This window comes from Paenibacillus xylanilyticus (assembly GCF_009664365.1).
GTDB classification, from domain to species: Bacteria; Bacillota; Bacilli; order Paenibacillales; family Paenibacillaceae; genus Paenibacillus; species Paenibacillus xylanilyticus_A.
The window spans coordinates 5,306,303-5,331,016 of sequence record NZ_CP044310.1; the positions used below are offsets into that span (position 1 = coordinate 5,306,303).

Below are 24,714 nucleotides of genomic sequence, written 5' to 3' on the forward strand. Positions count from 1 at the left end.
TGATTTCCATAAGCTTCTGGCAGGAAAAGAGTTATTCAGCCTCACCCTTTAGTGCCTATTCGTCAAAATAAACGTCGCACACCTCCTCCTTCTCTTTTTAGAGAGGACCTTCTAATATAGGAACAAAAGCGGTGTCCCGGACAATTCCAGGAACCGCTTTTGTGCATGAACTTCATGACTTGACGTATCTTTTTAATTTGCAGGACCCGCTGCAATCCAGGACAACAAACCATAGGTGTGCTTGCATCCAGGTGTACGGAACACTTCCAATACCGCTTCATCCTCACTCTGGGACAGCAATGATACTTGGAATCCGCGATCATTACTCATTCCTACAATTACATAATGTTCTGATGCGAATGATTGCTCGAATGCTACCGTTACCTCAACACATTCTTCATCTTCAGGCAGGATAAAAGCTTCCATGCCGAACTGCTGAACGACCGGCTGACGACTGACACTGCGAACCGGCTGGAATGACAGGTGTTCAGGCCCAACTGCCCCATGCTGCAGCTGGCTGCTTCCAACAGCACCTTCACTCAGATGCTCCTGTTTAACCGCCTGCTCACTCAGCTCAAACTCCGTAATTTTATCGATCTCCTGCGGAAGTTCAGGTTCTGGCTGCAGTACCTCTGGCTGAACTGCATCCACTGTCGTCAAGGGACCCTCCGCCAATGTTTCTCCTACATTATTGGTTAGTGATGGCTGTTCCTGTACTTGTGAGTCCAGTACTTGTTGGGACTGTACTTGTTGGTCTGTTACTTGTTGGCCCAGCTCCTGACCCGGAGTGTGGAACGCTGAAGTTTCCCCCAGATCAGCACTCGGCTGTTCAGTTAGGATGGCAGACTGTGATGGCTGTACAGCCTCCTCTTCTTCCTGAAGCAGCGCTTCCTGACGTTTGATCGCTGCCAGCTTCTCCAGCGTTTCTCCACTGAACTGTCGAATCGCATTCCAGATCTCTTCACTCAAGTGCGCCGGGCCTACAATGCCCGCGTTCAAGTGATTGGAAGTGATACTTTGTTCAGCCAGTTTGCTGGCGTTTACGCTGCCGTCAGCCAATTTGGCACTCGTGACGGATCCATTTTGCAGGTGAACCGCACTTACCGCTTCCTCTTCCAAATGAGCTGTGCGGATACTGCGTTCTTGAATGTGGTCACCCAGAATGGCTCCACCCTGAATATGCCGGGATTGCACACTTTTGTCTGTCAGGTGGATAGCGGATACTGCACCTTCAAGCAATTTATTGCTATTTACACTGCCATCGGCAAGCTTCGCACTTGTGATGGAACCATTATGCAGATGAATCGCACTCACCGATTCCGTCTTCAGATGCGAGATTCCAATGCTGCGTTCCTGAATATGGTCGGCATGAATGGCTTTCTCCTGAATATGCCGGGATTGCACACTTCCATTCGCAATATGGACATCGGATACGGCATCTTCAAGCAATTTGCTGCTGCTTACGCTGCCATCAGCCAGTTTGGCACTCGTGACCGACCCACCTTGCAGATGGTCCGCACTTACCGCTTCCTCTTCCAAGTGAATCGTACCGATGCTGTTCTCCTGGATATGGTAAGCCAGGATGGCCCCTTCCTGAATGTGGCGGGATTGTACGCTATCCGATGCAAGATGAACTCCCGTTACCGTATCTTCAAGTATTTTGCTGCTGCTCACACTGCCGTCGGCCAGTTTGGCACTCGTGACGGACCCATTTTGCAGGTGAACCGCACTTACCGCTTCCTCTTCCAGATGGTTTGTGCCGATGCTGCGCCCCTGGATGTGATCTGCATGGATGGCACCTGCCTCAATATGCCCGGATTGCACACTATCATCTGCAATGTGAATTCCGGATATTGTTCCATCCAGCAGCTTGCTGCCGCTCACGCTGCCATCGGCCAGTTTGGCACTGGTTACAGATCCATTCTGCAAATGAATCGCACTCACCGACTCCTCTTCCAGATGAGTTGTACCGATGCTGCACTCTTGAATATGGCCAGCATGGATTGCCCCTTCTTGGATATGCCGGGATTGCACACTATCATCTGCAATGTGAATATCGGATACGGCTCCCTCAAGCAGCTTGCTTCCGTTTACACTGCCGTCTGCCAGTTTGGCGCTGATTACAGATCCATTTTGCAAATGAATCGCACTTACCGCTTCCTCTTCCAGATGAGGTGTGCCAATGCTGCGCTCCTGGATATGGTCAGCAAGGATGGCTCCTTCCTGGATATGACGGGATTGCACGCTTTCGGAGGCGATATGAATACCGGATACCGCACCTTCGAGCAGCTTACTTCCACTCACACTGTTGTCGGCCAGTTTGGTACTCGTGACAGATCCATTTTGCAGGTGAATTGCACTTACGGCATCTTCTTCCAGATGAACTGTACCAATGCTCCGCTCCTGAATATGATCGGCATGGATGGCATCTGCCTGTATGTGCTCTGATTGCACACTTTCCGTTGCGATATGAGCTGCGGTTATCGTTCCTTCGAGCAATTTGCTGCCGCTGATGCTGCCTTCCGCCAGCTTCGCACTCGTTACCGACCCATCTTGCAAGTGAACCGCACTTACCGACTCCTCTTCCAGATGAGCTTCGCCAATACTGCCCTCTTGAATATGATGTGCGAGAATGGCCCCCTCCTGGATATGACGGGACTGCACACTTTCGTCTCCAATGTGGGCAGCCTCAATCGTTCCTGCGGCCAATTTGCTGCCATCCACACTGCCGCTTGCCAGCTTGGAGCCTGTTACTGCTCCATCCTGCAGTATAATTGTACTTACTGCTTCTTCCTCCAGGTGAACCGTGCCGATGCTGCGTTCATGGATGTGATGCGGAAGTATTTCACCATCTTGAATATGGCGGGAATGTACTGCGCCCTGCTGCAGGTGAACCGCACTTGTCGACTCTGCCTGAAGGTGCAGCCCACTGATCAAGCCGGGCTGAAGGTGAGCCGCTGTAATGGATAAAGGTGCCAAATGATCTGTTTCAACAGCCCCCGGAGCCAGGTGATGGGAGGTAATGACCTGTTCAGCGATATGCTCGGCATGAATAATGTCCGGCTTCAGATGCTGTGAGTTTACGACATGATGATCCAGATGGTCCGACTTCACACTGCCGTCTGCCAGATGTTCCGTTTGCACAACGGAAGCCTGCAGATGCTTACTGCTTACGGCACCCTCTTGTAATTCTGTCCCCGATACCGAGTTTGCTGTTAAGTGGTCTGCAGTTACGGACCCATGGCGCAGTTTGTTGCCTGTGATACTGCCATCGGCGAATAGCTCCGGTGAACGTATTTCCTCCGATAAATGTTCCAGTGATACAGCATGCTGCTTCAAATGATAACCACGTATGGTTCCGGCAGGGATATGCTTCGCATTAATGCTTTCTGCCATGATCTTGGAAGAAGTCACGCTGCCGTCTGCCAGTTTGGCTGATGTGACAGCAAAATCCGCCAGTTTATCCGTAGCAACACTCTCTGGTGAGAGCTTGGGGGAGGTGACCGAATGATCTGTCAGATGCGGCGGATAAATGGCCCCTCCAGCCAGCTGAGCCGAAGTTATGCTGCCAGGAGCCAATTTGTCTGTTGTAACTGCCGCACGTGCAATGGCCTCCGTTTCAACACTACCCGGCTGAAGGTGAGGGACACCTACGGCGTGTTCCGTCAGATGCTCCGATTTCACGGCATAGGGTCTCAGGGCCTCGGATCCCACGCTTCCTGGAGCCAGATGTGTACCCGTAACACCACCGCTTGCAAGATGTGAGGATGCGACACTTCCCGGAGCGAGCGCCCTGCTGCTAACCGATCCGGTTCCCAGTTTTTCGGATGTCACACTTCCATCCGCAAGCTTCGCCTCTGTCACTGCAGCATCCTGTAATTCATACGTACCCACCGCAGCCTCAGCCAGATGCCGCTCGGATACCACGCCATCTGCAAGCGCTTCTCCTGACACACTTCCGGCAGACAGGTGAGGTGCCTCAATGCTTCCAGTTGCAATGTGGATCGAATGAATCGCAGCATTATCCACATGTACCGGTGTAATTCCCCGATTGACGATATGTTCCGCTCGAATGGAGCCTTTGGCAAGATGTTTGCCCTGTATCGCTTCATCCGCAATTTTGGAAGCAATGACACTTTGGTCCGAGATCTTGGAAGCCGTAATGGATTGCTCCAGCAATTTTGCCGTTCCAACCGATTGGTCAGCCAGTTTGCTGCTGGTTACGGCTCCCTCAGCCAGGTGTTCACTTCCGACTTCCCCTTTGCCCAGCTGTTCCTTACCTACCGCCTGAGCACGAATCTGGCTTGAACCGATGGAACCATCCAGCAAATGCTTTCCACTGAGTGAACCCTCAGCCAAATGTCTGGTCTGTATGGATCCATCCTCGATCTGATCACTTCCAATGCTGCCAATCGATAATTGCGAACGACCGACCGCTCCTTCCGCCAGGTGGGACTGTTTCACTGCTCCGTCCTGGATATGGTGAGACTCGATGGATTTATCTTCGATCTTGCTGCCTGTGACAGCACCTTCACGAATTTTGGAAGTGGTTACTGCATCGTCAGCCAATTTGGATGTATGCACCGCACCTCCCGTGAGATGCCGGGTATCCACACCGCTAATGGCGATCTTATCTCCAGTTACCGCGTGATTCTTGATTAAATCTTCTGTAACCAGCATGCGGCTAAGATGTCTTGTGCCGATGGAACCATCGGCAATTTTGGCTGAATCGATGACCTGATTGCCGAGCTTCTGCGATGTAATGCTGCCGTCTTTGATTTTCTCGCCGGCAATCGACGCATTGCGTATTTTGTGACCGGACACCGAGCCATCAATCAGGTGTTCCTCGGATACCGAAGCCTCAGCAAGTTTGGCGGAGACAATCGCCCCATCTGCAATGTGAATGCTGGTCACCGCATAATCCTGCAATGCTTCACTGCCGACTGAACCCGGTTTCAGCTTGGAGTCATCCACAGAGAATGGAGCCAGCTTGCTCTCCGTAACCGCATAATCACTCAAATCATCCGTGTAGATATAATGTCCGGTATGGCCCGGCATCTGGTTCTGGTTCAGAATCTCCAACCGGTCTCTACCTGCGGTCTCCTGCTGGATGATGTTTTGCTCTTCCAGAGCAGGCGAAGCCACACTGCTTACCTGAATCTGCTTTTCAGGGCTATCTTGCGTCTGGACATCCTCGCTATTCGATGCGGCCGGTTCCGGATCATTCGTTTCGGCTGCAATAACCAGATCTTCCAGCTCGTTCGTAGAGGCAGGAAGTTCTGTTGATTCGTCTAAGATTTCTCCGGGTGCCTGATTTGCTCTCGAATCTGGTTTATTGGTATTCAAGCGCTCTTCCCTATTCTGGGTTAGACCTGAATTCATGGTGCCTGCACGGCGTTCGGTCAGTTCCAGTTCCTTGAATTTGGGGCTCACATGCCGCAGTTTCGGCGTAGGAACCTTCTTATTGCCTTTTTTACTCATGCAGCTTGCTCCTTCCTCTAACGTTCATCTCCGGCATCATATGCGCTGATATGGGCATCTGCCACTTCATATCACGACTTTTGAAGGTAAGATTGGGTGGATGAGGGGGCCTAACTGCAAAAGATAAACCTGTCCATAGTGAAATAGGCTGTGCCCGGCTATGGATGTAAGGCGGCTGTCCACGCCCCTGCTGGAAAAATGTCATACGATACTTCATAAGCCTTCCGTATACATCCGTAAAACGGCTTACAATGCAATGCGCTTTATTCATTTCACCCCTTACCTGGGTTCAATTGGATGTGTGGAGCTATGAATAACACGCCGGTGCATGAAGGTGCATCATTATTCCGGTCTGCGTGATTGTGATGTCCATCATGCGTTGACAGACCGGCATCCCATATATGGACGATCCATGTCGCGATAATATTGAAGGAGGAACGGTCATGCCCCCAGAAACGATCGGCATCATGTTCGATTCACGCATGTACCGGGGGATACCGGCCGGAAGGACCGGTCAGGAATCGCTCGCGAATTATGAGCAGGCAGCGGCCTGTTATGGATTAATGCCTTGCTTTTTGCGGCTTGAAGATGTGGATTCGGAGACGAAGACCTGTCTGGCATATGTCAAAAAGGATGGCGTTTACGTTCGTCAAAAAATGCCTCTGCCTCCCGTTATCCATAATCGGGCTCTCCAGCTTCGCCGGGCAGATCAGCATGAGGTGACCAAGCTGCTGCTGCAGGGCATACAGGTATTTAACGTTCGGAATCGGTATCGCAAGGATCATATTCATGACATGCTGCACCAGGATCCTGCACTGAAGAAACATCTCCCTTATGCCGCCAAAGCTACGCCGGAGTCTCTGGCTTATATGATGGAACATTATAATGACCTGATCATCAAACCGTGCAGCGGCAGTATCGGTCACGGTATCATGCGTTTGTATAAACGAGACGGGGACTGGAAATTGACGTGCCAAACCAGGGCTTCCCGCAAAGGATGGGCGACCTTCCGGCTCAGCAGGGGACAACTGCCATCCGCCACTTTAAGACGCATTTTTCGCCATGCATATCTTATTGAAGAACGGATTCCACTGGTTCGTTACGAAGGAAGACCCGTAGATCTGCGTGTATCTGTACAGCGGGGGATTGACGGTCTATGGGGCATCACGGGCATGTTCGCCAAGGCAGCACCGACCCACACCTTTGTCACCAATATTGCTCAAGGGGGCAAGGTGATGACCCTGGCAGAAGCATTGGATGAAGAAGAACTGGGAATCAGCATTCCAGAGCTCGAAGCCCGGATCAGTTCAGTCGGGCTCCGAATTGCACGCACACTGGCTTCCAGCCTGCCGCATCTGGCCGACCTGGGCCTTGATCTGGGGATTGCCAGAAACGGACAGATTTACTTCATTGAATGTAATGGACGGGACCAGCGGTACGGTTTTCTCAAGGCGGGAATGCCCGAACACTGGAAGGCCAGCTACCGTGAGCCCATGGCATATGGACGTCTGCTGATGGAGCAAAATTCGCAGATCCCGCGTCAACCGCAAACCTACCGTAAGTACCCGTATTGATTTCGCTGGCATTCTGTGTCAATATTATGCAGAACGGCCGGTCCTGCCGGCCTTGAAGTTCGCACTAACCCTAAGGGGGATATTCATGGCAAAAACGCTGTTGCGGTTAATGACCGAGCTTTCTTCTCGCAAGTGGATCTCCCGGACCGTGGGAGCCTTCTCCAAGAGCAGGGGAAGCAAGGCATTTATCCCTTATTTTGTCCGGACCTACAACATCCCTGTTCAGGAAGCCGAGAAAGACTGGAAGGAATATCGTTCACTGAATGATTTCTTCACCCGCAAATTAAAGCCGGGCATGCGCCCGCTGGATCTTTCGGAACATGCACTCATCAGCCCCGTCGATGCCAAAATCACGGCAGCAGGGCCCGTATCTGCAGGCACACTCCTGAATGTTAAGGGACAAAATTATACACTTGCTGAATTATTAAACCACTCACCACATCTGGAGAAGTACAAGCACGGTTATGCATTCGTCCTGTACCTCAGCCCTCGTGACTATCACCGGATTCATGCTCCCGTTAGCGGGCACAGAATCGAAAGTGAGCATATCAAGGGGAAGGTTTACCCTGTAAATGATTTTGGACTGACGCATATGAAGTCGGTGCTAAGTCGAAACGAACGTCTGATTACGTATATCGGTCATGCTTATGGAGAAGTCGCTGTCGTCAAAGTCGGCGCCATGAACGTAAGCAGCATTCAGTACGCGGATACGGCTGCAAGCACTTGGGCACAAGGGGATGACCTGGCTTATTTTGAATTCGGTTCCACTGTGGTACTGCTGACGCAGAGCGGCACCTTTGAACCTGATCCCCGTCTCCAGCCGGGTGATTCCGTCAAAATGGGTACACTGCTTGGCCGCCTGAAGCCAAATCGCTGAATACTCCAGATCCAAATAAAGAGGATGGCGCAAGACCTGATTGCAGGTGCTTGCGCCATCCTCTTTAGGATTGAAATATGATTGTTCTACGTTAGTCACTGGAGATTCCATATATACATTCAATACGAAACATCGCTCCGTATGTACAGGCCCTCTGACTTTTCTTCAAAACCACACGTTTTGCAGTTCCTCCGCCGGTTTGAAGCGACGCAGACGGTTCCGGAAAATAGTGCATCCCTTCATAGAGCATCCCCGGTTGCGGATCCGCCGTTTTCCGTTCATCACAAGTTCCCCCTTTCGTTTCGTCTGGAATGCTACTTACTTACCCCTGGCCTCCAGACTTGAAACGTTACCCTGATCTCCGGCGCGTACCTAACGAATCTCGGAAGGACTTTTGCCGGTGTATTGCTTGAACTGACGACTGAAGAAAAAGATATCCCGATACCCGAGGGCATCCGCGACCTCGGTTACATTCATGCCCGTATGCACCAGCAAATGTTCTGCTCGCTCAATGCGCATGCGAATGATATACGACTGAACAGAAGAGCCGATTAGTTCCTTGAATTTGATGGAGAAGTATCTGGGCGACAAGCCCGCACGTGCAGCCAGATCCTCTACCCGATGGGTAATCCCCGGATGCTGGCGTACATAGTTTGCCACTTCCTGAATGACATCAGACAATTGGTTGCTGACCCTTTTCTCCACAGGTGATTCCGTATCCGCACGCAGCAAATGAATCATCAGCTGTTTCAATATAAGCCGACTCTCCTCGTCCCGCCCATATACATCGGATAGGAACAGTCTTACATACCGGGCCAGCAAATGCTCGAATTCCACGGTTTCCTGTACCTCACGATAAGACTGGGGCACATCATTCACAGGTATATCTACATCAAAATGAATATACGTAAGTACCAGCGGTTTTTGCTTATTATGTGTCGCAGTAGGATGATCACCTGGTCTAAACAGGAAACAGCTGCCCTTGCCGACCTCATACGACCGGTCATTCAGCACAACGGTCCCTTCCCCACTCCATACATAAAATAAGTCATAGTTCTGCATCGGTTTTTCCCGCTTCTGCCACTTCCATCCCGGTTCGCAGACAATTTTGGCGACGGCGGGCAAAATAACAAAAGATGACGGCGATGCCTGCAGCATGTCGCCACTCCCCCTTGAAAGTTAATCTCTCCGCATGTTGCATCATCATTGAATTCCAATCGCGTATAGATCGCTTACGGTTAACAAGCCTTAGAATTAGAACAAAATCCTTTCGGTTCAGCCTGTCCCTAAGCTCAGTAGAACTTCCTGGAATCTGATGCAAAGTGCTTGTATGTGATTCCTGCTCCTTCCGGAGCGAAATGTCTTCATCCATTATACAGCGAATTTCAGCGAAACGAAAATGTACTCTTCTCCCAAGCCAGGCGCAGTCTTCTGATGCCTTCCGTGATCTCCTCTTTCTCCAGGTGCGCAAAGCCAAAACAAACAGCAGGAGGACCAGGGATCAGTTGATAACGCTCGGCATCCCGAAATAACACACCTTCTTCCTTTGCTATCGTTTTGAATTTCAGAAAGCTGTCCGGACTGCCATTCCAGGTCGCGTAGATGTGAAGTCCTGCATCTCCTGGCTGCATGGTGAAAGCCTCTGGTAACTGATGTACCATCTCCTGGACAAAAAAAGCATGCCGTTCCCCATATAACCGGGTTAACCGTCTCAAATGCCGCAGATATCCACCTCTGCTCATGAATTTGGCCAAGGCTCGCTGTTCCAATAACGCAGGGGGTACCGGCTCATACAGGGCTTTCGCTGCAAGGAGTGGCTGCACCAGGCTTGATGGCAGGACCGCATAGCCCAGCCGGAAGGAAGCAATCATGGTCTGTGAGAATGATCCGACATAGATCACCCGCTGCTCGCGATCCAATACTTTAAGCGGTTCAATCGGTCTGCCTCCCCAGCGAAATTCACTGTCGTAGTCATCTTCAATGATGACGGCGTTACGCTTTGAGGCCCAGGCTAGCAGCGTTTTTCGTCTATCCAGTCCTAACACCGCCCCAGTCGGGAACTGCCGGGTTGGGGTAACGAACAGCGTCTGGGCGTTCCAATCTTCAGGAATGATGCCCTGTGAATCTACAGCTGCCGGGACAGCTCTGCCCCCAGAGGCGTTCACCGCATGCGCGATTCCCTGGTACCCCGGATTTTCCAATATGACCTGCGCCCCTTCCGGGATCAGCAGCTGTGCCAGCAATGTAATGCCTTGCATCGAACCACTGAACAGGACAATCTGGGATGCATCCGCCTGAATCCCCCGTGTCCATCTCAGATGTGAAGCGATGGCCTCACGCAGTTCAGGGTCTCCTGCTGCACCGCTTTGCTCCCGCCAATCGCTTCGGTGTACGGCGGCGAGTGCACTTTTCCATTCCGATGTGGGGAAGTGGCCTGCCGGCATGCGATGGACATGAAAATCAATGATATGCCGATCTGGCACAGAGACAGATTCCGTTCTTTTTTGGGTATCCAGTCTGCTCACGCGTTCTCCCCATGGAGAAAGCTGAATGACGGCTTCCTGTTCCCCCTGTGTCTCTGTCCTATATGTACCTTTAACGAACGTACCTCTGCCCCGATGTGCCTCTACGTAACCATCCGCGAGCAGCATGTCATAGACCTGTGCCACAGAGCCGCGCGACATGTCATATTGGCTCGCGAGTTCTCGCGTGGAAGGAAGACGTGCCCCCTCCACGAGTGTTCCGGCATGAATAGCATCGCGCAAGGCATGATATAGTGCCGTGTATTTATAACGATGCTGGTGTTCATAGGAATCCAAGGGCAGCCATAGTTCCATAACTCTCGCTCCCCTCTCTTTCATATTTTCAAACCATATGGCGGTGCCTCTTACTCCAAGTTCATTGTATTCTCCATCTTTCAAATCAATAATTGGCCTATAAAAATGAATGTAAATTGGATCTATTTTTATGTCAATGCATGTTTTATCGTTAGAGCAACATTTCAATTGCCATTCAAGTTCAGATGAATCACAACCAAGGGGGAAAACCATATGAGACGTAAGGAATTTACAGTGGATGAAGAGAAAGAAATTACAACATTTCTGGATCAGTGCTCCTTCGGATTTCTGGGAACCGTCAGTCCGGATGGACAACCACGGGTAACACCGCTCAATTTCGTATATATGGACGGATGCTTTTATTTCCATGGCAGTCTTGCCGGAGAGAAAATGAAACAGATCAAGCATGATTCCTCGGTCAGCTTTACGGTGGCTGAAGAGTTTTCCCTGATCCCCTCCTATTTCAGTGATCCCGAACTCGCTTGTCCCGCAACCTCCTTTTTCAAAAGTGTCATGGCATCCGGGCAGGCAGAGCCTGTTCAGAATCTGGACATCAAGGGCAAAGTGCTGCAGCGCTTCATGGAGAAGCTGCAGCCGCAGGGTGGATATGTTCCCATTGATGCTGCCGATTCCCGGTATAAGGGTAATCTCAAAGCGGTTGCTGTCGTTCGGATTGTACCGGATCACCTCAGTGCCAAATTCAAATTTGGTCAGAATCTTTCCACCGAGCGATTCGAGCATATTAGCGGGCAGCTGGAACAGCGCAATGAAGGAAGAGATGCCGAAACAGCCGAAATGATGCGGAAATATTGTCCTTTTCATCAGCAATAAACCGATATTTTCCTGCCACACCCTAGGGAACAACGTGCCTAAATTCCGCCTTTTGACCTCCTGCAACAACGCGGTGAAGTGATATAACTGTCATATTGCGTAATTTCCGTGACGGGGGGATGTCAAGGTGATATAATGTTAGGCAGTTGAATCCCAAAGACTTGGAAGGATGAAAAGAATGAATCCACTGGCTGAACAGTTGAACGAAAGTATTCAGGCAGGCAGCAGTCACGTCTACTCCATGCTGTCGCAGCTCGGCAAAGAGATCTATTTCCCAAAAGAAGGTATCCTGAGTCAGTCTGCTGAAGCAGCAAGCCTGGCCAAGACCTATAATGCTACGATTGGTATTGCTCTGGAGGGCGGTGTGCCGATGCATCTTCCGGTTATTCAGGAGAAGCTGTCTGCATTCCAACCGAAGGACCTCTATCCTTACGCTCCGCCTGCGGGTAAGCCTGAACTGCGGACGGTATGGAGAGACAAGATGCTGAAGGAGACCCCTTCACTTGAAGGCAAAACGTTTGGCAACCCTATTGTTACCAATGCATTGACTCATGGACTTAGTATTGTAGCCGATCTCTTCGTTGAAGAAGGGGACGCTGTTATATATCCGGATAAAAACTGGGAAAATTACGAGCTGACTTTCGGAATTCGTCGTCATGGCCAGCTGGTTCATTATCCCCTGTTCGATGAGCAACTGAACTTTAATAGTCAGGGACTGCTTGAAGCACTGCTTGCACAGAAGGGCAAAGGCAAAGCCATCGTGCTGCTCAACTTCCCGAACAATCCAACAGGCTACACACCTGGCGGCCAAGAAGCCGATGCGATTGTGGACACGATCCGTCAGGCTGCGGAAGCAGGCGTAGATGTGATTGCCGTGACAGACGATGCCTACTTTGGTCTGTTCTTCGAGGATTCCATTCACGAATCGTTGTTTGGCAAATTGGCAAACATTCATCCACGCGTGCTCACTGTAAAAGTGGACGGTGCAACGAAGGAAGAGTTCGTATGGGGCTTCCGCGTTGGTTTCATCACTTATGCACATGAAAATGCTGCGGTTCTGCATGCGCTGGAACAAAAAACACTTGGCATTATCCGGGCAACCATCTCCAGTGGTCCGCATCCATCACAGACATTTGTCCTGGATGCACTGAAAGCACCGGAGTTTGAAGCACAGAAACAGGAGAAGTTTGAGATCATGAAAGGCCGTGCGAACAAGGTGAAAGCCATTCTCGATAGCGGCAAATACGGCGAGGTCTGGGATTACTATCCATTCAACTCCGGTTACTTCATGTGTCTGAAGCTAAAAGACGTTGATGCAGAAACACTTCGTTCCCACTTGCTGCACAAGTACGGTGTAGGTACCATTGCACTGGGTGAAGCTGATCTGCGCATCGCCTTCTCCTGTATTGAAGAGTCCGGACTGGAAGATCTGTTTGATACCATCTACCGTGGCATCACCGATCTGAAGCAAGACTGATTCCGATCAGGCTTCGCTCTTGTAAAAATGAATAGCTCAGGACATTCCCAGGCTTCTGGGCAAGTCCTGTAATATAAACAGCCCTCTATCCAGTGACGTGTACACTACCGTCCCATAGAGGGCTGTTTGGCATGTTTTCTTTTCAGCGGCAGAAGCTGCTGTGCTTCACCTGAAATAAATTTATTTCTAAACGATTCCGGGCAGTGGCCCAATCAGCAGAAACCCAGGGCACATAGTATACGGTGTACGCAAGGGCGTGCCAAACACCACTCGAAAGGGGAATGACCCATGTCTGGAGTTGAAGAAACAAGAGGCGGTTATGGATACGGCGGTTACGGATGCGGCGGTTTCGGAGGATTTACAAATACAGGTGCGATTCTTGTCCTGTTCATCCTGCTGGTAATCATCACTAAATCATTCCTCTGTTAGTTCCATCTTTCCTACGCGGGAGAGCCAGATAGGCTAACCGCAGCAAAAAAGACGGTTATTTGGGGACTCAGCCCCAACATAACCGTCTTTTTCGTGATTGATGATATCGTAACACTCTCGCCGCTGGAGTTCATCTTCTCCAATCCACGTTTGCAGCAATAAGGTCAAGTCACTCGTCTTCTTCTTCCTTCAACCATTTGTTGGCCTGTGAACGCCTCATGAGGTAGATCACCAGCGCGCCAAGCACCAGCGCTATTCCCGTAACACTCAACCCACTTATTCCTGCAGCCCACATCGGAAGCCACATCAATAGAGCCGCAATAGCATGCAGATTGAAGATGAAGCCGAGCACCTGGGAACGGCGGCTCTCTGCAGAGATGGGATAGATCATGATCCAGAAGGATTCACCATGACTGCGGCGTAATGCGCCAAGCTGAACACCAACCAGCAGAAGGAAGAACAGATATACACCTACGCCAAAGTAACTTCCCGCTGTCCACCAGCTGAGCAGCATGCCCAGTACGATCAATCGCAGCACAATCGTGAACACTTCGGTTCGAATGAATGTTTTGGTAATGAGATAGCGATAGGCTTTCCCTGCATTCCAGGGTAGCCCGCTTCCCCATTTACTGAGCCAGCGGCGAGTGCTTACTTTCTGGCCGGAGGATGGTACATCCACGAACCAGCCTAGTGTCCGCATGACCCGGCCGGCCTGGCCCTGCTCCACCTGAATCAGACGTTCCCACGCTACCCGGTGCTTCACCGGAATGCGCAGTGCGACCACATAGAGGACCGCCAACAGCAGCAGGAACCAGACACTACGCAGTGGAGGCTGCCACAACCAAGCGGCAATCGCCAGTATAGACAGTGCCCAGCGCAGCAATCGATAGCCTCTGGCCGCCCCGGTCTGAACCATTCGCAGCTCCTGCCAGGCACCGTAGCTCGCCAGTCCTTTCCAGAGGAGCAAAAGCACGATAAACCAGCCAAACGGCCGTGCATCCTGGTCTGCCCGCACATAGAGAGGCCACAGCGTAACAAATACGAGCAGCATGCCGAGACTTTTGTAGATGATTCCCCGGGCAAAACTGTTCTTCAGGTACTCCTGCATCCGGTACTCCTGCGGTCTCAGAAATACGATATCGGCAGGATGCAGATATGTACGATAACTGCTGAACAGGACTAGCGGTGCCAGCAGCAGCAAGGCAATCCAGCGAATCGGAAATCCTGCAGGAATGTTTTGTACAAATGAGGTGTACCAGGCAGAAAATGCAATGACGAGAAAGAGAAAGACCATGGCCACGCCACTCTGTATGACATAGCCCACATAAGGAAGAATTCCGTTCCAGAATCCCGTGCGTCTTTGCTTCCATAACAGCTTGAGGTCCATGCTTAATCCCTGCCCTGCACAAGAGAATAGAACATGTGCTCCAGCGCTGCATCCGAATCTCCGAACTGGGTGCGCAGCTCATTCAATGTTCCATGAGCGATAACCTGACCCCGATGCAATACAACAAAGCGATCGCAATAGTTTTCAATCGTGGACAGAATGTGCGAACTTAACAATATCGATGATCCGGATGCCTTCATTTCCAGCATGAAATCCAGCAAAGAACGAATTCCGAGCGGGTCGAGCCCGAGGAACGGTTCATCAATAATGTAGAGCGGGGGCCCTGCAACAAAAGCACACATGATCATTACCTTCTGCCGCATCCCTTTGGACAGATGGGTCGACAGGCTTGTGCTTTTTTCCCTCATGCGGAACAGGTCCAGCAATTTCTCCGTACGGTGTTTGAAATCCGCTTCAGATACGCCATATGCTCTGGCTGTGAACTCCAGATGCTCCATTACCGTCATCTCGTCATACAATTCGGGTGACTCCGGCACAAATGCCATCGCCGACTGATAGATCTGCGCGTCCTCGTCTCGCTTCTTGCCCATGACCCGAACCTCCCCCTGCTGGGGAGTCATTAAGCCTAAAATATGTTTCATTGTTGTACTTTTTCCGGCACCGTTTAATCCGATCAGTCCGACCATCTCTCCGCGTCCAACTTCGAGATCGATACCGTGGAGAACCGGCCGTTTGGCACTATATCCTCCGCTTAGCCCGCTGATTTTAAGTACGGGCGTTTGTCCGTTATCCATCAATCCCTGCACCTCTTTCGTCAGGTTTTATTCTTCGGAACGCGGTGTGTTTCCCTTGCTCCATTTGGGTGCACCCTTATTTTTACGATCCTGATCCCGCTCTGTTCTTCCAGCATTGCGAGCAGGCTTGCTGTCTGCTGTACGCTGATTCGACACAGCAGCTCTTGCTCCTCCGTTACGGCCTGCCTGACCTGGCTTGCGATCTCGGGACGGTCCCGGTTTTCTCGAGAAAGAATGACCTTCAGGCCGGGTGTCCGGACGTGGATCAGCTTCAAGTACTTTGCCGCCGAACAACACGCGTTCCGGCAATTCAATGCCAAGTTCACGCGCGAATTTGCGCATGATGAAGATTTGCGTTTCATCCACGATGGACAGTACAATCCCGCTGCGTCCCATGCGTCCTGTGCGTCCCGCACGGTGAACATAGTGCTCCGAGTCAAAAGCAGGGTCATAGTTGATGACCATTGGCAAACCTTCAATATCCAATCCTCTTGCCGCAACTTCGCTGGCAATCAGCAATTGGATTTTGCCATTGCGAAACGCAGCAAGTACGTTGCTCCGCGTTACCTTGTCCGCATCACCGTACAATGCAGCCGCAGACAGGCCCAGATGGTTCATTTTGGCCTCTACCTCGCCGATGTCTTCTGTAGCGTTCACAAACACAATGGCACGATCAGGGTTATACTGTCTCACCAGACGACGCAGCATATCGATTTTGTTGCGGGTCTCTTCCACAAAATAATAATGCTCCAGTCCCGCAGCCGTTGCTCGGTCCGGTTCAATTCCGATCTGAACAGGTTCCTTCATCTCACGCTTGGCAAGTCCAGCAGTATGCTCATCAATGGTCGCAGACAGGAAAATCAGCTGACGGTCCCGCAGTGCACTGCGAAGCACAAACTCCACATCACTCACGCCACCCAGCTGGAATACCTGGTCAGCTTCATCAATGACAATCGTGGACACGTTGTGCATTTTCAGCTTTTTCAGCGTAATCAGTTCTTTCAGTCGTCCAGGCGTGCCCACAACCAGTTCGGGATGCTCACGCAATTTCTCGATCTGGCGTTTGACAGCTGCGCCTCCTATGAGGCCAAGTACGCCGATGCTGCGTCCCTCTCCATATCGCTGTGCTTCACGCACGATCTGCATCGCCAGTTCTTGGGTAGGCGCGATAATCAGCTTTTGCGTACCTTTGACATCACTTTTGATGGATTGCAGCAGTGGCAGAAGATAAGCAAGCGTTTTGCCTGTGCCCGTCTGGGATTTCGCAACCACATCGCGGCCTTCCAAAATAACGGGTATGGTCTGGGCCTGTACCGGAGAAGGTTCGTTAATCCCGTGCGAAGCGAGTATCGCCTCCAGATCCTGTGCCACGCCTATTGAAGCAAATGTTTCATTCGTCATGTATGTCCATCCTTTAATTTTATTCTTACGATGCTACTTCCTGCTTGTACTTCTGGAGCATAAGCCTGTCATCACATTATCTTTCATTATATGCGAAAAAAGGCTGTGGACCAAATCTTATTCGGTAACACTCTGCCTGGGCGCAAAAAAAGAAAAGCCCCTCGGCGGAGCTTTTCTCATATTCCCTATATGATGCTCAGGTTGCTGCATTTCTACTTCTGGTTCATGACCCCATGCGACAGCCGGTCAGCGAGACGCGGAAACAGCTGATACAGCCATATGCCAGCCGAAGCGAGTCTTGGCAGATTCACTTCTTCCTTGCGTTTCTTCATCGCCCGAATCATATGCCCTGCAACCTCTTCCGGTTTGAGCATCATCCAGCGCACGTTGTTAACGTAATTACCGGATGGATCTGCACGATGAAAAAACGGCGTATCAATGGGACCCGGATTAATGGTCGTAACCGTCACTCCGGTCTTGCGCAGCTCCTGACGCAAAGCATTGCTGAATCCAAGTACGGCATGTTTGGTTGCTGTATAGGATGCCGATTTTGCAGTCCCAATTTTGCCAGCCATGGAGGCCACATTCACGATCTGTCCCTTGCCACGTTCCAGCATGTGCGGCAGCATTGCCTTCGTACAGCGAACAATTCCCATGTAATTGACGTCCATCATATCTTCGAATTCCTGCACCGTCATTTCCGTCATTGCGGCAAACTTTCCGTAACCTGCATTGTTCAGCAAAATATCGATTCGTCCATACTTTTCCTGCATCATGTTAAACGCTGTCTGTACCTGCTCATCATTGGTTACATCCAGCGTAAGCAGCTCATGCGGTCCTTTTAATGAAGCACCAATCTGTTCAAGCTTGTCCCGAGATCGAGCAGCAAGAATGGGAATAGCTCCTTCTTCAATCAGCATCTGTGCACAGAGCGCACCAATTCCGCTCGACGCACCTGTGATGAATACAATCTGATCTTTCAGCATACCCGAAGTCCTCCCGTAATGAACACATTTGCCTGTTCAGGCTATGGTTCTATTCTACGAGATCATGACCTGAATATCCATCTCGCCAATTCCGTCCATCAACAGTGGAATGCTCAATGCCTTTGTTGCATTAAATTCAGTCAGATGTTCGGACTTCAACACTTGCGGAGGCGTGATGTCCACCACGACACCCTGGTTGGACAGGATCGTGCTCGCATTGCCGCTAATCATGTTGCCCAGTTCCGAGATGGCGCTTTTACTCATTTCATCCATTTCGGTAATTACAAAACCGCCCATCATGGCGGAGACAATTCGCAGTGCAACTTGTTCCTGAATTCCGAAAACAATGTTTCCGCTCAGCTGGCCGGTCATTCCGATCACGATCCAAACATGGTCTGCTATGTACTCTACGTTCTTCACGCCAAGACTCCCGGTGGAAGGCGAAACCTGGATGAGTTGTTCGAATACGTTGCGTGCGGATTCCAGGAAAGGATTAATTACTTCCGCTTTCACTGTCTAATGTCCCCCTTACACTGGGTTATTGGTCACATACCAAAAGTCCCATATTCAATAATTTTATTATACTTTATCACGTACAAGAATTCACTATGAATTCGGTAAGACATGTGTACTATAATTTATCGTCATGCACGGGGCAATAGTTTATAGCTGTTTTTGACGAAATAACAGAACTCTGCACCCCTTTTGTAGGAAGACTTTTGATTCAATTCGATACGCATTAAGATTTAGGACTTTTTTACTGTGTTTTAACAAATGTAATTTTTTTTAAAATTCTTGATATTAAGTTTAATTGACGCTCATGTATTCTTCTGAAACTCCACGTGTCTCCTTCATTGCCCTGCCGTCTCGAATCACCTATAATTTAAGATAACAAATCAAAAAAAAGTTACGGGATTCCATTCCTCACAGGAACACTCCATGACACGACATCTTACCCGCAAGGAGGCCATACATGAATATCAGCCAACTGGAGACGCTGATTACGATCTCAAAAACGATGAGTTTCCGCAAAGCGGGAGAACTTCTGAACCTAACCCAGCCTGCCGTCTCGGCCCAGATTAAAAGTCTGGAGGATGAATTCAACACCGTTCTTGTAGATCGCAACCAACCTGTTACTTTAACCGATCGCGGACAAGTGTTTTTGGAGCATGCCGAGCGCATGCTAGATATCGTAGACGAACTGAAGCAGAAGCTGTCCGATCTCGATGAAACGCCTCAAGGCCATATCGTACTGGGCACGACAACCTCCATTGCGATTCAGATTCTCCCCCGGGTGCTATCCTACTTCCAGGATCAGTTCCCATTGATCAAAACCAGTATTCAGTCCCTGCCTTCCTCACAGATCTACACGCAGGTCGAAAATGGGTTGATTGACGTTGGTATCGGGTATCTCACCGAGCGCAATCCCAATCTGAACACCTCTGTTCTGTATTACGACACGTTCGAACTTGTTGTGTCTCCTGCTCATCCCCTTGCGAAGCAGAAGCATGCCGCGGTGGATGTGCTGCGCAGCACCCCTCTGATTATGCTGTCGCCAGATACGGTCGGCAGACGGTTTACGGAAGGCATTTTCAAAAAACATGGCATTGAGCCCAATATTGTGATGGAATTGTCGAGCAGTGAGGAAGTCAAACGGATGGTCGAGATCAACCTCGGAGCGGCCGTGATATCCAAGCAATCCGTCGCACATGAACTGCGTCAGGGCACACTTCGGATGATTCCGCTAAGTGAACTTGAGGTCAGTCATCCTGTAGGCGTCATTTACAAATCCAGTCGTTATCTGAATTCGGCCATGCATCAATTCCTGAGTGACCTGAAAGGCATGCCGGAAACCCAATTTATCAGTTCAGAATGACAAACAAGGCAGGAGAAAGGAAGGATCATTCATGAAATTCGATCTTCATACGCATCATTTCCGCTGTGGTCATGCGGATGGCAACATTCGGGAATACATCGAAGCTGGCATTCAGGCCGGTCTTCAGGCCATTGGAATCTCCGATCACACGCCCTATTTCGCCAGTAAAGAAGAGCAAGCATTCCCCCGCATTGCGATGGCCAAGTCCGAATTGCGCCATTATGTGGAAGAGGTGCTTGCACTGAAGGAGGAATACGCTGGGAAAATTGATGTGCTGCTTGGCATTGAATCCGATTATTTCCCTCTCCATGCCGAGTTGTATCGCAGTACGCTGGGACAGTATCCTTTTGACTATATTATTGGTTCGGTCCATCACACGGAGGATGTCAGCATTTTCAATAAAACCCGGTGGAAGGGACTCAGTGAGGCTCGGAAAATTGAAGTGAAGGAACGTTACTACTCATTGATTTCACAGTCTGCCCGGAGTGGCATGTTCCAGATTCTTGGACACATTGATGCCATGAAAGGCAATTACCCTGCATTCTCCGAGATAGTGGCTGATCATGCTATTGATGAAACCCTGCAGGTTATTGCGGAGGCGGGCGTGGCTATTGAGATCAACACCTCCGGCAAAACAAAGCTAAGCGGCGGATGGTATCCCTCTGATGCCATTTTGGAGAGAGCGAATCATTACGGCGTAAAAGTCACCTTCGGATCCGATGCGCACAAGCCTTCTCGCGTAGCGGACGACTTGGAAGACGTTCAGACTCGCCTGAAAGAGATCGGCTTTACGGAATGGGTTTATTTTAAACAGAAACAGATGCAGATTGTTCCCTTGTAACGACAACCGGATAACAAGCTTGAAACCCTACAGTCACGGGACGATCCCTATCGTAGGGTTTTTCTTTTGGTCAAAAAAAATGAACCCGCTCGCGGCGGGTCCCAACAGCATATCTATTTATCAAAAAGGGGGTCATGAGATAAGTTTACCCGCTGTCTGTTAGAGTTCAATTGCAGCTATATTTCAATTGTGTAACAAATGATTGAAGTTCGATTCAACTGATTTTACTAATGTATTCTATGTTATTTTTGTTTGTTGGATACCTAGGTTTGCAGGCTTTTATCCTTTTGTAATCGCACATGCTCTTCCCGATATAAAGCATAGACTTTGACGTCGAGCAGAGTGTCTTGTGTCTGACCATCCTCTTGACTCCATCCAAATGAAGGAAGAGTGCGTTCGTATGACATCCCGCTTTTGCGAAGCACCCGTTCGGATGATACATTGGCTTCGTAGCAGCGCGCTTCCACTTTTTGAAGGTTCAGCTCCGTAAAACCAAAATTCAGCAGACGCTGTACCGCTTCGGTTGCAACGCCCATACCCCAGCAGGATCTGTTCAGAATATAGCCAATCTGGGCAGTGCCGCTATGCTCATTCCAGTGCTGAAAAGACGTGATGCCGATGATCTGCTCCCTGCCTTTCCAGCAGATGCCGTAATGCAGCGAATCCAGCTTCGAACTGCTGCTCCGGATCTGATTCAGGAGTCGCCGGGCACGAATTGGCGTTGGTTGGCCTCCCCTATTCACATATTGAATGACTTGCGGATCGGAAAACAGTTCCGATAATGTGCTGAAATCACTCTGACGCAAAGATCGAAGCAGCAGTCGGTCTGTCCATAACACAGGAAGTCCTTGGCCCAGCATTTTTCGGGTCAGCATGGCAATCGCTCCTTTTGTCTATCGGGTTCTGGTCCGGTAAGACAAGCAAGCTCTGGGATGATCCGGCTCATATAAAAATGATGGATAACACTCCGTTTTGGTTTTCAAACATTAGTATGTCGATTCACTGCCATTATTTATTCCTCTGCCGAGCTCTGTTCCTGCAGTCCGCGATAGATCCCCGTACGAATCTCCCGGATGTAAAAGTCCAATGAAGGTACATCGGCTTGTTGTGCAGCCAGCACTTCACGCTCAATATCATAGGGAACCCGGACAAATTGAAGGTTGAAGGCCTTGTTTCGATCACGACCACTCTCTCCTTCAAGGATGCAGTAAGAGGCTTGGGTCATATCGAGAGGATTACCTACACTTCCGGCATTAAACAACATTTTCCCATTAAAATGCTGCAAGTAAGCGTTATGCACATCTCCGTAGCCCACGATATCTGCTTCACCAAGCTCCGGATGATCTGCCGGAGCATCAAACATGGCTATCCTTTTCGCCATCTCGTCCCATGGCTGCACCCGGTGATACACACTCTGCGGCGAGGCGTGCACCAAACGAATGGTGCGCCCACTGAGTTCTAATTGGTGGCTGAAGGGTAGGCTCTTCAAGTATGCAAGCCGTTCTGCTCCCAATCGTGCAGCCTGCCAAGTAAAATTCTCATTATCCTGATTCACCGCAACCAGCTCATCCCAATTGCCCCGAATCACGTATTCGCACGTCTCTCTCACCGAATCAACCACCTGCACCGGATCCGGACCTTTGCCCACGAGGTCGCCCAGACAAAAGATACGCTCCATCCCGCGACTCCGGATATCACTGAGTACAGCTTCCCACGCTGTCATGTTGCCATGAATATCGGATACAATCGCAATTCGTTCCATCTGGCCAACCTCCTCTTCTAATCCTTTTGAAGACTTAGATACTCAAATATTAAATCATTTTGTATACACGCTATGTTCATGTTCCCCTTAATTCAAAAACGGTCAATTCCGGTCTGCACAAAAAACGAATCGGCAGCTGGGTCATGCCAAAACCGCGATTCACATAGACAGGCATACGTGCCTTGCCTGCATAATATAACCCCTGAATATACTTGCGTGAACCTCGCGGCGTGGTAACGGCTCCAATCCAAGGGAAACGAACCTGCCCGCCATGGCTATGACCGGATAACTGTAGTCCAAATCCGAACGGCTCCGCCATATCGGCATAGTCCGGCTCATGCATCAGCAATAGTTTCCACGTATCGGGGTCCAAACCTTCGATTGCTTGCAAAGGATTCGGCTGGCTTGTAAGAGCATCATCCAGACCTGTCACCGCTATTTGTTCGTTGCCTTGTTTAATGACAGCATGACTGTTGCGAAGCAGCGTAAAGCCGGCTTCCTTGAACATGGCTTCCACTTGTTTCTGCTGTCTGCCCCGGTAATCATGATTCCCCAATACGGCGAATTTGCCATACTTGGCCTGCATGGATGCCAGCACGGGTATACACTCCCGCATCGGTTCGGCTTCCCGTTCCACCATATCTCCGGTAAAACAGATCAGATCCGGCGTTTGCTCCTGTATGGTCTCGGCCAGCTTCTCCATTTCCTTCAAACCGGTATGAAAGCCGAGATGCGCATCGCTAAACTGTACAACACGCAGCCCATTGAATGCCTGCGGGAATCCGGGCAGTTCCAAGGGGACATGCTTGACTTCCAGACGGCGCGGCTCCCAGAGCCAGGCATATCCCCCTGTGAACAAGGCTGCACCTGCCGTCATCACAATCATCCGTAACAGGAAACTTCGCCGGGAGGGATCGTGATCCTTCTCCTCACCGGGAAAAATGGACCCTTGCTCGGGTCCAGCGTCTGAGCGCCGGGGCGGTGGCCATGAGCTGCCCTTACGCGGTGTCTCTGCCATGTCTTCCCCTCCTTCTCCGCTCTACATGCATCTCTACAGTATACCATATTCTGCATGACGAGCCCGGTTCCTTCGCAATTGCAGAAAAAGAAGCCGTGATCTTCAGCAGCAAGCTGCCGAAGGTCACGACTTCTCCTAATGTTGCAGATTCCACATCTGCAAGGGATATCCACGATACTATACGCCCAACCAGCGTTTGAACATATGCTTGGTTGTTTGTTTGTTCATTTCTGCAATGGACGTTGTCAGCGGGATACCTTTTGGACAAGAGCGCACACAGTTCTGCGAGTTACCGCAGCCCTCGATTCCTCCATCTTCCATCAATGCTTCCAAACGATCCTCGGCGTTCATCTCTCCTGTTGGATGAGCATTGAACAGGCGGACTTGGGAAAGTGCGGCCGGGCCGATAAAGTCTGTTTTTTCATTCACGTTAGGACAAGCTTCCAGACACACACCACATGTCATGCACTTGGACAGCTCGTAAGCCCATTGACGCTTCTTCTCAGGCATCCGTGGACCTGGACCGAGGTCGTAGGTACCATCAATCGGAATCCAGGCTTTAACCCGTTTCAGGGCATTAAACATCCGGGTGCGGTCAATGACCAGGTCACGTACAACCGGGAATGTTTTCATCGGTTCAATTCGAACCGGCTGTTCCAGCTTATCGATCAGGGCAGCACACGCTTGACGTGGCTTACCGTTGATCACCATGGAGCATGCTCCGCAGACTTCTTCGAGACAGTTTGATTCCCAGCAGACAGGGGCAATGGACTTGCCGTCTTTGTTAACCGGGTTCCGCTGAATCTCCATCAGGGCACTAATAACGTTCATGCCGGGACGGTACGGAAGTTCAAATTCTTCGGTATACGAAGACGATTCCGGGCTGTCCTGACGGGTGATGATAAACTTGACGGTTTTGTTCGCTGTAGCTTGTTCCGCCATATCGTTGTCCCCTCCTTTGGTGACGATGATTGATTGCTATCGTTACAAGACCACAATGGTTCACACATGGTCACTCCGCCGGCAGAAGCTACTTCCGATCGCTGTTATCCCCAGATTTTTTTATTTTCCCCTGAGAGGGTTAAAATCCGGGGATAAAGGCGAACGCTTCGCTTCTACAGTATTCTTCTGCCTTCTCCGTTAAGGTGTTAACTTTTAATCTTATAAATATAAAATAAAATC

19 protein-coding genes are annotated in these 24,714 nt (G+C 50.2%); 7 read left to right on the top strand and 12 right to left on the bottom strand.

Features of this window, described 5'->3' with window-relative positions; all coding sequences use genetic code 11:
• Window positions 1-192: 192 nt before the first annotated feature.
• Window positions 193-5,481 carry a WIAG-tail domain gene (locus F4V51_RS23640; RefSeq protein WP_153979856.1) on the bottom strand — a complete coding sequence of 1,763 codons (5,289 nt, stop codon included), beginning with the start codon at window positions 5,479-5,481 and terminating at the stop codon, window positions 193-195.
• 443 nt (window positions 5,482-5,924) lie between these two features.
• Between F4V51_RS23640 and F4V51_RS23645 the strand changes: the two genes are divergently transcribed.
• Window positions 5,925-7,055, top strand: coding sequence for a YheC/YheD family endospore coat-associated protein (locus F4V51_RS23645; protein ID WP_153979857.1), 1,131 nt, complete (start codon window positions 5,925-5,927; stop codon window positions 7,053-7,055).
• An 85-nt stretch (window positions 7,056-7,140) separates the two neighbouring features.
• Window positions 7,141-7,932 carry an archaetidylserine decarboxylase gene (gene asd / locus F4V51_RS23650; RefSeq protein ID WP_153979858.1) on the top strand — a complete coding sequence of 264 codons (792 nt, stop codon included), beginning with the start codon at window positions 7,141-7,143 and terminating at the stop codon, window positions 7,930-7,932.
• Between the two features lie 372 nt (window positions 7,933-8,304).
• Here asd and F4V51_RS23655 read toward each other — a convergent pair whose 3' ends face one another.
• Together F4V51_RS23655 and F4V51_RS23660 are read right to left on the bottom strand one after the other, a co-directional pair.
• A complete protein-coding gene (locus F4V51_RS23655; RefSeq protein WP_095292024.1) occupies window positions 8,305-9,090 on the bottom strand; it encodes a helix-turn-helix domain-containing protein in 786 nt (261 codons plus the stop codon).
• Window positions 9,091-9,317: 227 nt separating this feature from the next.
• Window positions 9,318-10,769, bottom strand: coding sequence for a MocR-like pyridoxine biosynthesis transcription factor PdxR (locus tag F4V51_RS23660; RefSeq protein WP_153979859.1), 1,452 nt, complete (start codon window positions 10,767-10,769; stop codon window positions 9,318-9,320).
• Window positions 10,770-10,982: 213 nt separating this feature from the next.
• Between F4V51_RS23660 and F4V51_RS23665 the strand changes: the two genes are divergently transcribed.
• From F4V51_RS23665 to F4V51_RS28885, 3 genes are all read left to right on the top strand, one after another.
• On the top strand, window positions 10,983-11,600 hold the full coding sequence (locus F4V51_RS23665; RefSeq protein WP_153979860.1) for a pyridoxamine 5'-phosphate oxidase family protein: 618 nt from the start codon (window positions 10,983-10,985) through the stop codon (window positions 11,598-11,600).
• Window positions 11,601-11,778: 178 nt separating this feature from the next.
• Window positions 11,779-13,077 carry an aminotransferase class I/II-fold pyridoxal phosphate-dependent enzyme gene (locus F4V51_RS23670; protein ID WP_153979861.1) on the top strand — a complete coding sequence of 433 codons (1,299 nt, stop codon included), beginning with the start codon at window positions 11,779-11,781 and terminating at the stop codon, window positions 13,075-13,077.
• Window positions 13,078-13,365: 288 nt separating this feature from the next.
• The gene (locus F4V51_RS28885; protein ID WP_167301709.1) at window positions 13,366-13,506 is read left to right on the top strand and encodes a hypothetical protein; all 141 of its coding nucleotides are present in this window, start codon (window positions 13,366-13,368) and stop codon (window positions 13,504-13,506) included.
• A 169-nt stretch (window positions 13,507-13,675) separates the two neighbouring features.
• Here F4V51_RS28885 and F4V51_RS23675 read toward each other — a convergent pair whose 3' ends face one another.
• From F4V51_RS23675 to F4V51_RS23695, 5 genes are all read right to left on the bottom strand, one after another.
• Window positions 13,676-14,893 carry an ABC transporter permease gene (locus F4V51_RS23675; protein ID WP_153979862.1) on the bottom strand — a complete coding sequence of 406 codons (1,218 nt, stop codon included), beginning with the start codon at window positions 14,891-14,893 and terminating at the stop codon, window positions 13,676-13,678.
• Window positions 14,894-14,895: 2 nt separating this feature from the next.
• Entirely contained in the window at window positions 14,896-15,648 is a 753-nt protein-coding gene (locus F4V51_RS23680) for an ABC transporter ATP-binding protein (protein ID WP_095292035.1), read from the bottom strand.
• Between the two features lie 27 nt (window positions 15,649-15,675).
• Entirely contained in the window at window positions 15,676-17,049 is a 1,374-nt protein-coding gene (locus F4V51_RS23685; RefSeq protein ID WP_153979863.1) for a DEAD/DEAH box helicase, read from the bottom strand.
• A 212-nt stretch (window positions 17,050-17,261) separates the two neighbouring features.
• Entirely contained in the window at window positions 17,262-18,035 is a 774-nt protein-coding gene (locus F4V51_RS23690) for an SDR family NAD(P)-dependent oxidoreductase (RefSeq protein WP_153979864.1), read from the bottom strand.
• Window positions 18,036-18,089: 54 nt separating this feature from the next.
• Window positions 18,090-18,548: a chemotaxis protein CheX gene (locus F4V51_RS23695; protein ID WP_095292039.1), complete on the bottom strand. Its 459-nt coding sequence runs from the start codon at window positions 18,546-18,548 to the stop codon at window positions 18,090-18,092.
• Window positions 18,549-19,008: 460 nt separating this feature from the next.
• Between F4V51_RS23695 and F4V51_RS23700 the strand changes: the two genes are divergently transcribed.
• Window positions 19,009-19,911 carry a LysR family transcriptional regulator gene (locus tag F4V51_RS23700; RefSeq protein ID WP_127538953.1) on the top strand — a complete coding sequence of 301 codons (903 nt, stop codon included), beginning with the start codon at window positions 19,009-19,011 and terminating at the stop codon, window positions 19,909-19,911.
• A gap of 31 nt (window positions 19,912-19,942) precedes the next feature.
• A complete protein-coding gene (locus F4V51_RS23705; protein ID WP_153979865.1) occupies window positions 19,943-20,752 on the top strand; it encodes a histidinol-phosphatase in 810 nt (269 codons plus the stop codon).
• Window positions 20,753-21,015: 263 nt separating this feature from the next.
• Here F4V51_RS23705 and F4V51_RS23710 read toward each other — a convergent pair whose 3' ends face one another.
• From F4V51_RS23710 to sdhB, 4 genes are all read right to left on the bottom strand, one after another.
• Window positions 21,016-21,627, bottom strand: a complete 612-nt coding sequence (locus F4V51_RS23710; RefSeq protein WP_153979866.1) for a GNAT family N-acetyltransferase — start codon at window positions 21,625-21,627, stop codon at window positions 21,016-21,018.
• A 137-nt stretch (window positions 21,628-21,764) separates the two neighbouring features.
• Complete coding sequence (locus F4V51_RS23715; protein WP_153979867.1) at window positions 21,765-22,514, bottom strand: metallophosphoesterase family protein; 750 nt, start codon at window positions 22,512-22,514, stop codon at window positions 21,765-21,767.
• A gap of 76 nt (window positions 22,515-22,590) precedes the next feature.
• Window positions 22,591-23,532: a metallophosphoesterase gene (locus F4V51_RS23720; RefSeq protein ID WP_153979868.1), complete on the bottom strand. Its 942-nt coding sequence runs from the start codon at window positions 23,530-23,532 to the stop codon at window positions 22,591-22,593.
• 177 nt (window positions 23,533-23,709) lie between these two features.
• Entirely contained in the window at window positions 23,710-24,474 is a 765-nt protein-coding gene (sdhB, locus tag F4V51_RS23725; RefSeq protein WP_095292048.1) for a succinate dehydrogenase iron-sulfur subunit, read from the bottom strand.
• Between the last annotated feature and the right edge of the window lie 240 nt (window positions 24,475-24,714).